The organism is Streptomyces sp. NPDC059524 (assembly GCF_042749255.1).
Taxonomy (GTDB): domain Bacteria; phylum Actinomycetota; class Actinomycetes; order Streptomycetales; family Streptomycetaceae; genus Streptomyces; species Streptomyces xanthii.
Genome location: NZ_JBHYTK010000044.1, coordinates 41546 through 50665, shown reverse-complemented (window position 1 = coordinate 50665; position 9120 = coordinate 41546). Strand labels below are relative to the sequence as shown.

Below are 9120 nucleotides of genomic sequence, written 5' to 3'. Positions count from 1 at the left end.
GTGCGGGCACATCCTGCCCGCACAGGACAGGGGTATCCGGGACGCGCGGATCGCGGGAAACAGCGCGGGTCATGTTCTGGCCGGATGCGTTCAGAGGACGGAGAGGAGATCCGCTGACTGACGTGCACAGTCGGGCTGGCGGCGTCGGGATCAGAGCTGGCCGATGTTGGCTTGATCTATCTCAGGCGGAACCTTTGCGTCTGTGGAACAAGTGGCCCCATCAGACCGGGTGGATACATCGCACACGACGCATGCAACGTCCATGGCTGGACAAGCTCCTCACGCCCGTCAGGCCGCATCGGAGGACCGTGGTGAGCTTGTTGAACAGCATTGTCAGGCCCCGGCGTTCGCGCTCACGGGGAGTGGACGGCGCAGGGCCGGATTCGTCCCCTGCCCTGCCATCCGGAACCGTCACCGCCCGGTATGGGGGTGGTCGTCGGGTCACTGTGATCGTCCGAATGCGCAGGGACTTGGTCGAGGAAGCGCTGGTCCGCGCCCGGTTCGAGGAGGCGCAATGGGTGGTGAGGCTGCTCGACGACCACGGCGGCAATGAGGCCGGCTGCCGCGACGAGGTGCGCTATCGGTTGGACGTATGGCTCACCGGCGCGAACCGGGGAGCGCGTGCGGAGGCCGAGCGGCAAGTGCAGGCGCTGACCGCGGACCGGCCCGACGTAGAGGTCGAGCAGGCTGGTCTCGCCCCCCGGGACCGAGGGAACAGGCCCACCAGCCTCTGGCACATGTACCGACAACCCGACTGGGGTAGAGGTGCTTTGCGGGGCTTCGCAAAGCTGTGGGTCGCGGTCGGCTGCGCGGACGTGCATCGCACGGTGAGGCTAGTCGGCCGGGGCAACAGGAGGGAAGCCGAGGCGGCGTTGCAGAGCAGTGCTGTGTGCGGTGTTCCGTTCGTCGAGGAAAAGCATGGAGCACGGCCGAGTGTCGGGCCGGCTGTGGACGTGTCAGACACGGACCGGGACCAGCGGTGGCGTGGCCGGGCGGGACTAATTGTTCGTGGAGCGTTGTGCCTGGCCCTTGTCGTGTACGGATGGTCGTCGCACGGGGTTCCATGGCCTTGGCGCGGCCTACTCGTGCTGCCCCTGGTGGTGGTTGCCTGGGCGCTGGGCCGATGGGTAACAGGAGGTGCGCAGCCGCCCCGGCTGGTGCAGTTCGGCGCAGGGGCTCTAGTGGTGACGGCCCTGGCGGCCGCGGGATACCTGGAGGCGGGCGTCGGCTCCCGCGGCCCTGTCGGCATTCTGGGGACCATCGTCCTGGTGCCGCTCATCTGGCTTGTGGCTTGCGGCGCCTGGCATGCCTGGCGGTTGAGCCGACTGACGAGGCACGCTGTGGCTCTGGCGCCCGTTATGGTGGTACCACTGCCCTGGGTGCTGCCGTTCGCGGGTCACTTCCTGCAGGCCGGATACCTCGACGACTTCGGCATCCCGGTGGACGCCGTTTCCGTCGATCCCGTCTGGACTTACGGGATTGCGGTGAAGCCCGTCTTCTTCGCCTCCTGTGTCCTGTTCATCTGCCTCGCCATGATGGGCTGGGCCCGGCACTTCTACTGGAACGGCGGCGGGAAGGTCCTGACCATGGTGATGGCGATTGCCATCGCCGCTGTGTACCTGCTCACGATTGTGTCCACCAGCCTCGGCCAGGTGTCGTCGGTGGCGACACGCGCGGCCCATGCGGCTATCGAGGGCAAGGACCCTGCCCCGTACTTCGGGCTGGACGGCATGCTCATCTGCGTCAGGCCGGTCGTCGACCAGCCTGCGGTGGAGAACGGCCCCCTGCCGGTGGGGCATCCAGTGCTCACCTTCGAACGGTCGGGCGACGATCTCTGGCTCTGGGATCCCGCGCGGGAGGCATCCACAGGCGGCCCGTTGCCTGTTCTGCGGGTCAGGGCGGAACACGTGACGACATGGGTGCCCGCCGGGACTCACTCCTGTGCCGGGGGCGACGGGCGGTGAGGGCCTCTCGAATGGGCCTCTTGCCAGAGGCGCGGGCCCACCGTCGTTCGGGAGGGTCTTGCTACGGCGGCCTCGGTTGACCCGCTGTTTGGCCCCCGATCCCCGCGCGATCGGGCCGCATTTTGAATCGTCTCGCCGATCCACTCCCCCCACCCTGTTGGTTTCCGCAGTACGGTGTAGTCACGCGTACCAGCAGGGGTGTCGGGGAACCGGTGTGGCCAGCGTGCGTTCGGCTGAGCGTGCCATCTGGCGGGCCCACAAGACGCGGTGTCCCGTGCCCGATTCGGTCTGGTGCAGCACATTCGGTCGCGTCGACATCGGCAGTCATCACCGCAGAGCCCTCAAGACGCACGCTGCGCAGGTGGTCGGCGCGCTACAGGCCGCCGAGGCTCGGCAGGACTCCGATCCAGCGGAGGCGTTGCGAGAGATGACCATCATTCTTGTGATCATTACGGAGCGGTACGCGGAGGGGCGGCTCGGACAACTGCTCGACGAGGATCGTCTGGACCCGGCCGTCTCAGCTGCTCCGGGCGAGTACCTCCGGCTCTTCGGGTTCGGGGTTGGAGTCGTCGCCGCGATGGCGGCGGCTGTCATGTCCGACGTGCCTTCGGACGTATTGGGGCCGATGCTCGGTTTCGGCGCCACGCTCGGGGCGGTTCTTTTTCTGCGTGGACGGATTCCCGTACCCGCTGATTCCATCGTCATCCTTCGGAGTGCCGATCGGCGTTGACTTTCAGGCCGGGCGCTTCCCCGTCAGGACCAGTGCCAGCGGCCCCCAGGACCTCTGGTGAGGGGAGCCGCTCCAGGAAGTAGGCTCCCAAGATGGCCCGCCCAGTGCTGATCTTTCAGCACCGGGCTTGACCCGGTGTTTCGGCTGTCGGGGTGGCGGGAATTGAACCCGCGACCTCTTCGTCCCGAAGCAATTTGAGATGCTAGCTGGGCTGGGGCTGCGGTGCCTGTCACCGGTGCTGATGGTCCGCTGACGTCCACAGTTGCTCGTGATTGCGTGTTGCGGTTGTCACGCAGGTTAGACACTCAGCAGTCACGGTGGAGCGTTCCTGAATCAGATAGGACGGCTCGCCAACGGTCATCAGCTACCGCTCCTGCGGAGCGCTCTGAGATGGGCTCGCATCTGGCGGCGAAGCGTGCTTCGCCTCTGGACATCCCTGAGGAGGGTCTGCCGTCGCACCCCGTCTTCCTCTTCGCGGAGCCAACTAACGCATTCCGCGGCAGCCTCGAGCGGCTTCAGGCCGTCATCTTCCCGGTCTATGCACCACTCTTCAACCAGGTCGGCCTCGTCGTACACCGCACCATTGGCGTTCTGAAATTCGAAGGTTGGAACCACGACGCGGCTGAAGTGGTGGACGCGGCGTTGAAGCAGCAGGTTGAGTCCAAAATCGCTCAGACACGCCACCCGGGTTCCAGCATCGAGCTGTTCGGGTGAGACGTGATAGCAGGCGTCGAAGAAGGCGGCACTCGGCTGCTTCGGTCCCTCAGCCTCAGGAAATGGGGCGGGCAGGAAAAACCGGTTGTAGCATCCTTCCCACTTGCCCGGCTGCCGATGACGCACTTCGGCAACGGTCAGCCGGGGCAGCAGATTGACGCCGTCGGTGCGCAGCGAGCAAGGGTGGTCGAGGATCATGACCGTCTTTTGGTGAGTAGCGCCATCTGCATCGATGAGTTCCACTCCGGAGAACACATCGCCGGTGAGTGTCGGGCGCGCAGCGACGATGTCGTCGCCACATGCTCGATACAGACCCTCTGGGTCTTCCGGTCGCTCCATCTCATGGGCCACGTGCTAAGCCCCCTTGGAGCGGATAGACATGGCGCCGTCGGCTTCGAGATACACCTCAAAGTCGGAGCGGTAGTGCTCGCGCCACCCTGGGTCATACGCGGTGAGGATCGCTTCTTCGTCGCCATGGCCGCTTGCGTGCTCTAGGACCAGGCGCGGTTGACCATCGGCGCACAGGTCAATCGGAGTGATTGGAGCACTGGCGGTGACTGGCATCTCGAACCAGGAAGCCACCTCCTGGATGTGGTAGCGCCCAGCGATCTCGTCACACAGGGCCAGGAGGCTGGCGAGCCGACGGCGGTTCTCGCCTGTCACCCCGCCAGCTCGTCGCCACTTTTGAACGGCAGGAACGCTTACTCCGAGCATGCGAGCAACGTCGCGCCAGGCAAATCCAAGATCGGAGATCTCTTCCAGCAGTGCCCTTGGAGCCAGCTTTCCTCGCTCGTGAGTGCGGTGCTGCCAGGACTCGAAGAGAACCTTCTGATGCAGCTCACTCGTACTCTCCACCATGTGCCTACTGGTGCTTCGCAGCGATCCAGCTTCCTCAGCTAGCTCGTCCAACTGGCTGGCCACCGTGGTCGTGGGCTCGACCGGAGCAATGAGGTTTGCTGTCGGCACGGTTGTAGTCGAGATCGAGAGTCGCGTCTCACTGGTCACGGCGCAGAACCTCCTGGCGGTACTTGTCTGTGATCAGTTGCTCGAACAGTCCGTGAGCACTGAGTGCGGCATCGTCGTAGTGGGATTCGATGTTGTCCCAATCGAGTGTCGGCGTCTCGTCTTCCGGGGTCCAGTAGCTGTCCAGATCGATGAGGTAGTAGGGCCCCGGCGATGGAGTAGGGCGTCGCAAATCACCGCTCGGGTTTACTGCATAGCCATCCAGGTTTCCGTGACGGAGCACGATGCCCTGTTGCTGGTCTCCGAAAACGACCATGCCTTGCCAGGACTGTGCGAGTCCGTTGGCGCCGGCCTCAAGCCCTGCAACATTGGTGAGGCTGGGTGCGATCCACTGGGACCAGTCGGCAGCGCTTTCTACGTCTGCGCGTACTTCATTGACGTAGCGAACGCCGATCCGGGTCAGTCCATCTGCCGGCGCAACCTTCTGGCGTGCGGCCACCGCGAGGCGGAGGGTGTCGCGCAGTGCGCTGCGCCTCACATAGCGGGTCGTCTCCACGGCGATGGCGTCTGGCCTGAAGGTGACGGATGCCGTGTTGTCTCGGGTCATGTAGCGCGGGTTCGGTGGCGTCTGCTCGTTCCTGACGCCTGCCGGAGTGACGATTGTGCTCACTGCTGCGAGCGTCGGGCGGGCGAGAGGGAAGGAGTCGGTGAGCAAGCTCTTGAGCGCGGACTGCTGTGCCTCACTCAGTGCGGCTGTCACGGTGTGGCGCAGCTCGACGACCACCAGCGCGAGCGGCGGGTTTGGATAGATCTCACGTGGCCCCATACCTGCAAAGCTACCGAGAAGAAACCAAAACTACAACCGAGTGGACAACTAATCTACGCGGGTAAATGATAAGTCGCCGAACAGAGGTGATCAGCTGCTGAGCTTGCGCACTCTCACCCACCACTCACCCCTGCTCCCATCCCGTCCGCCGTCGACCCACACGTCTGTGGAGCGGGCGTGGTTCATGGCGTCCAAGTGGAGCGCGCCACGGTACGAACGACCTGGACGCCATGGGCCGCGTCAGCTCGGCTCTGCCTGGGCGACAGTGGGCGGGGTGGGAGCCCACCATGCTCGCCACGATGTGCCCGCGACCGGGAACGGTGCCCCTCCCACCCGGTGTCGGCCGATCCCCCGCCGGAGCCATCGTCTGTGACCGTGGGCCGCGACCGTGTCGGGTGCTCGACTCATGCCCTCCGGGCCTATCCACAGTGGGCGGCGTCGGCGCAGCGGGCCGAGGGCAGGAGCGGCAGCCCCAGCGGAGCCGGGAAGCCCGCCCGGCGGAGGGGAGCGCAGCCGGGTGCTTGCTCTTGTCAGACTGGGGTATCCCGCTGGAAGAGATCTCCCGCTTGGCCAGCCACTCCAGCACCGCCGTCACGGAGGAGGTCTACCGGAAGCAGATCCGGCCTGTGATTCAGACCGGTGCGACTGCGATGGACAGGATCTTTGGTTCTGGAACCTAGGAACCGGCAGTGAGCAGTGTGGGTGGGCCCTGACAAGGACCCACCCACACTGCTTTTAGCTGTTACGACTGCGGCGCCCAGAGGCCCACTGCTCACGAAGATCGTTGATGGCCGTGATGATCGAACTCAGCACCTGGGCGAGGGAGCGAATGACACCAGGAAGCAGGTCGAGGATGCTGAGAACGCAGAGCAGACACAGAAGGATTCGATCACTCAAGTCCACGAGCGACGTGCCTTTCTTAGAAGGCACGGTTGGACTGATCCACAACGCGGCAGGCTCAGTCCAACCGCGCATGACGGTTGGCTGAGTTCTGCCGACGCTCAGAACCTAAGTTCTCTTCTATGCCGATGACTGGCGATCAACGGCCAAGCATCACGAGAGAGGGTCGAGTGATCCCCACATGTTGGCCGCGTCGTGCCACACACGTGGAGGCGTATCCCTCAGACGGCGACTTTTCAGCCTGCCCCGCCACCTCACACCCGACCTAGTCGGTCTGACGGTGTAGGTCCCTCCATCGAGAGCCACACCGTAGCGGGGTCTGAGGGGCGGACGCGACGGCTCCGCTGTAACGGTCACGCAGATAGTCACTCGCAACGTCAGAGGGCCGGTACTCGATTGAGTACCGGCCCTCTGACCTGCTACTTAGCTGTCGGGGTGGCGGGATTTGAACCCACGACCTCTTCGTCCCGAACGAAGCGCGCTGCCAAGCTGCGCTACACCCCGATGTCGTTGCTCCGCTCTCTGCTGTTCTGCAGGTCGCGGCGACATCGATTACTTTAGCGGACCGGCGGCCTGAGACGAAATCCGGTTTTCGGCGGGGGCGATCGCGGGGCGGATCCGGTCCAGCCCGACGAGAGCCAGAGCCAGCCCGTAGAAGGCGAGACCGAAGGTCAGGCCGTTGCCGAGGACCCCCGCGTAGCCGTGCGCGTCGACGTCCAGGAACGGGTACGGGTAGCGGGCCGGCGTGCCCGGGGTCATGATCGCGCCGCGGACGAGGGCGAAGCCGAGGTAGGCCAGCGGGTAGGCGAGCCAGAGCGCGGCGTGCCGCAGGCGCAGGGCGCCGGGGGCGGTGAACAGGAGCCAGTCGAGGGCGGCGCCGATCGGGGTGACCGTGTGCAGGAGCTGGTTGGAGACCTGGCGGGGCCCGGTCATGACGGCCTGGGCGGCGTCGTCCGTCATGGAGAAGCCGCTGGAGTCGTTGGCCAGGATCAGGTGGTAGACGAGCCCGGTGATGCCGATGAACAGGAGCGTGCCGCCGGTGACCAGGGGCGGCAGCGCGGGGCGCCCGCTCCAGGCCCGCAGCGCGCCGGCGGCGAGGACGACCGCGACCAGGATGTTCGACTGGATCGTGAAGTAGCTCAGGACGCGCAGCACGCTGTTGCTGATCGAGAGGTCGATGACGATGCCGGTGACGGCGGCCAGGGCGACGAGCGCGCGGAAGGCGGCGGCCGGGGCCGAGGAGCGGCGCCGGAGCGGAACGGCTCCGGCGCCCTCGGGCACCGGGACGGCGGGATCGGCGCCGGCATCGGGTGTGATCATGCCGCCACGCTAGAGCGGCCCGACGGGCCGGGCGAGCCGAAGCCTCAGGACCGCTTCGGGGCCAGGGTCAGGAGCGTCGCCTCGGGCGGGCACGCGAAGCGGAACGGGGTGTAGCGGTTGGCGCCGCAGCCGGCCGAGACATGGAGGTACGAGGTGCGTCCACCGGCCTCGTGCGTGGACAGGCCCTTCACTCGGTCGGTGTCCAGGTCGCAGTTGGTGACCAGGGCGCCGTAGAAGGGGATGCAGACCTGACCGCCGTGGGTGTGGCCCGCGAGGATCAGCGGATACCCGTCGGCGGTGAAGGCGTCCAGCGAGCGCAGGTACGGGGCGTGCACGACGCCGAAGGAGAAGTCCGGGCCGGACAGCGGGCCGCCCGCGACCTCGTCGTACCGGTCGCGCTTGATGTGCGGGTCGTCCACACCGGTGAGCCCGAGCTCGATCCCGGCGACCTTGAGCACGCCCCGGGTGTTGGTCAGGTTCAGCCAGCCGGCCTCGTCGAAGCCGTCGCGCAGGTCCTCCCACGGGTTGTGGATCGCGCCGACGACCGGCGGGTTCCCGTTCAGCCCGTGGCGGCCCTGCACCTTCTCGAGAAGGTACTTGGCGGGGTTGCGCGGCTTGGGCCCGTAGTAGTCGTTCGACCCGAAGACATACGCGCCGGGGAACTCCATGAGCGGGCCGAGGGCGTCCAGGACCTCCGGGACGCCCTCGGGGTCGGAGAGGTTGTCGCCCGTGTTGATGACGAAGTCGGGGCGCAGACCGGCCAGCGAGCGCAGCCAGCGCTGCTTCTTGCGCTGCCCGCTCACCATGTGGATGTCGGAGACCTGGAGGACGCGCAGCGGTCGCATGCCCGCGGGCAGGACCGGGACGGTCACCCGGCGCAGCCGGAAGGAGCGGGCCTCGAAGCCCACGGAGTAGGCGAGTCCGGCGGCACCCACCGCCGCGACGCCGGCTGAGACCTTCAGGGGAATCCCGTATCGCGCGCGCATACGTCCATCGTGTCAGACGCGCGGCGCGGTCCGTCCGGGGGAGGGGCGGGGAAATCCGCGGGCGCTGACGCTGTGACACCTGCGACAATCGAGTCATGACCACGCTCAAGTCGAAGCTGCAGGACGACCTCAACGCCGCGATCAAGGGGCGTGACGAGCTGCGCTCCTCGACGCTCCGGATGACTCTCGCCGCGATCACGACCCAGGAGGTCGCGGGCAAGGAGAAGCGCGAGCTCTCCGACGACGAGGTGCAGGCCGTGATCGTCAAGGAGGCGAAGAAGCGCCGCGAGGCGGCCGAGGCCTTCGACAAGGGCGGCCGTGCCGAGTCCGCCGCCCGGGAGAAGGCGGAGGGCGAGGTGCTCGCCGAGTACCTGCCGCAGCAGCTGTCCGACGCCGAGCTGGAGCAGATCGTCGCGCAGGCGGTCGAGGAGGCGAAGGCGGCCGGTGCCGAGGGCGGCAAGGCCATGGGCCAGGTCATGAAGATCGTGAAGCCGAAGGTGGGGGACCGCGCCGAGGGCGGCCGCGTCGCCGCGACGGTCAAGCGCCTGCTGCTCGGCTGAGAGCAGCCGCATCCGGACATGTGTGATGGGGGGGGCCCCGGCGGGGGGCCGGCCACCACTCCGTGCGTGCGGGGGGCCCGCCCGGCGCGCCCACCGCGGCCGGAGGGGCCCGACTCGACGAGCGCGCGGCGGTGCTTCCAGATGGCCTGCATCGTGC

General features: G+C 66.8%; 8 protein-coding genes, 1 tRNA gene and 1 pseudogene. 4 read left to right on the top strand and 6 right to left on the bottom strand.

All coding sequences use genetic code 11. The annotated features are described in order from the left end of the window. The first annotated feature begins 470 nt into the window (after positions 1 to 470). Positions 471 to 1964, top strand: a complete 1494-nt coding sequence (locus ACFW9D_RS15355; RefSeq protein ID WP_384622097.1) for a hypothetical protein — start codon at positions 471 to 473, stop codon at positions 1962 to 1964. Positions 1965 to 2238: 274 nt separating this feature from the next. Continuing rightward, the gene (locus tag ACFW9D_RS15350) at positions 2239 to 2694 is read left to right on the top strand and encodes a hypothetical protein (RefSeq protein WP_384622094.1); all 456 of its coding nucleotides are present in this window, start codon (positions 2239 to 2241) and stop codon (positions 2692 to 2694) included. A gap of 360 nt (positions 2695 to 3054) precedes the next feature. Here ACFW9D_RS15350 and ACFW9D_RS15345 read toward each other — a convergent pair whose 3' ends face one another. Genes ACFW9D_RS15345 through ACFW9D_RS15335 form a run of 3 tightly spaced genes read right to left on the bottom strand, consistent with a single transcriptional unit; the run spans position 3055 to position 5197 of the window. Further along, a complete protein-coding gene (locus ACFW9D_RS15345) occupies positions 3055 to 3759 on the bottom strand; it encodes a hypothetical protein (RefSeq protein ID WP_384622092.1) in 705 nt (234 codons plus the stop codon). 3 nt (positions 3760 to 3762) lie between these two features. Then, entirely contained in the window at positions 3763 to 4413 is a 651-nt protein-coding gene (locus ACFW9D_RS15340; RefSeq protein ID WP_384622089.1) for a hypothetical protein, read from the bottom strand. After that, the gene (locus tag ACFW9D_RS15335) at positions 4403 to 5197 is read right to left on the bottom strand and encodes a TIGR04255 family protein (protein ID WP_384622087.1); all 795 of its coding nucleotides are present in this window, start codon (positions 5195 to 5197) and stop codon (positions 4403 to 4405) included. The genes ACFW9D_RS15340 and ACFW9D_RS15335 overlap by 11 nt, the downstream gene beginning before the upstream one ends. Before the next feature lie 524 nt (positions 5198 to 5721). Here ACFW9D_RS15335 and ACFW9D_RS15330 point away from each other — a divergent pair. After that, positions 5722 to 5877 (top strand): annotated as a pseudogene (locus tag ACFW9D_RS15330) (site-specific integrase); the annotation flags it as partial. A gap of 650 nt (positions 5878 to 6527) precedes the next feature. Here ACFW9D_RS15330 and ACFW9D_RS15325 read toward each other — a convergent pair. The 3 genes from ACFW9D_RS15325 to ACFW9D_RS15315 all read right to left on the bottom strand — a co-directional run bounded on the left by ACFW9D_RS15325 (position 6528) and on the right by ACFW9D_RS15315 (position 8403). Further along, a tRNA-Pro gene (locus ACFW9D_RS15325) sits at positions 6528 to 6601 on the bottom strand. A gap of 48 nt (positions 6602 to 6649) precedes the next feature. Further along, the gene (locus ACFW9D_RS15320; protein ID WP_384622084.1) at positions 6650 to 7417 is read right to left on the bottom strand and encodes a Pr6Pr family membrane protein; all 768 of its coding nucleotides are present in this window, start codon (positions 7415 to 7417) and stop codon (positions 6650 to 6652) included. A gap of 44 nt (positions 7418 to 7461) precedes the next feature. Then, the gene (locus ACFW9D_RS15315; protein ID WP_188338201.1) at positions 7462 to 8403 is read right to left on the bottom strand and encodes a metallophosphoesterase; all 942 of its coding nucleotides are present in this window, start codon (positions 8401 to 8403) and stop codon (positions 7462 to 7464) included. A gap of 95 nt (positions 8404 to 8498) precedes the next feature. Between ACFW9D_RS15315 and ACFW9D_RS15310 the strand changes: the two genes are divergently transcribed. Continuing rightward, on the top strand, positions 8499 to 8963 hold the full coding sequence (locus ACFW9D_RS15310) for a GatB/YqeY domain-containing protein (protein WP_188338202.1): 465 nt from the start codon (positions 8499 to 8501) through the stop codon (positions 8961 to 8963). The last annotated feature ends 157 nt before the right edge of the window (positions 8964 to 9120 follow it).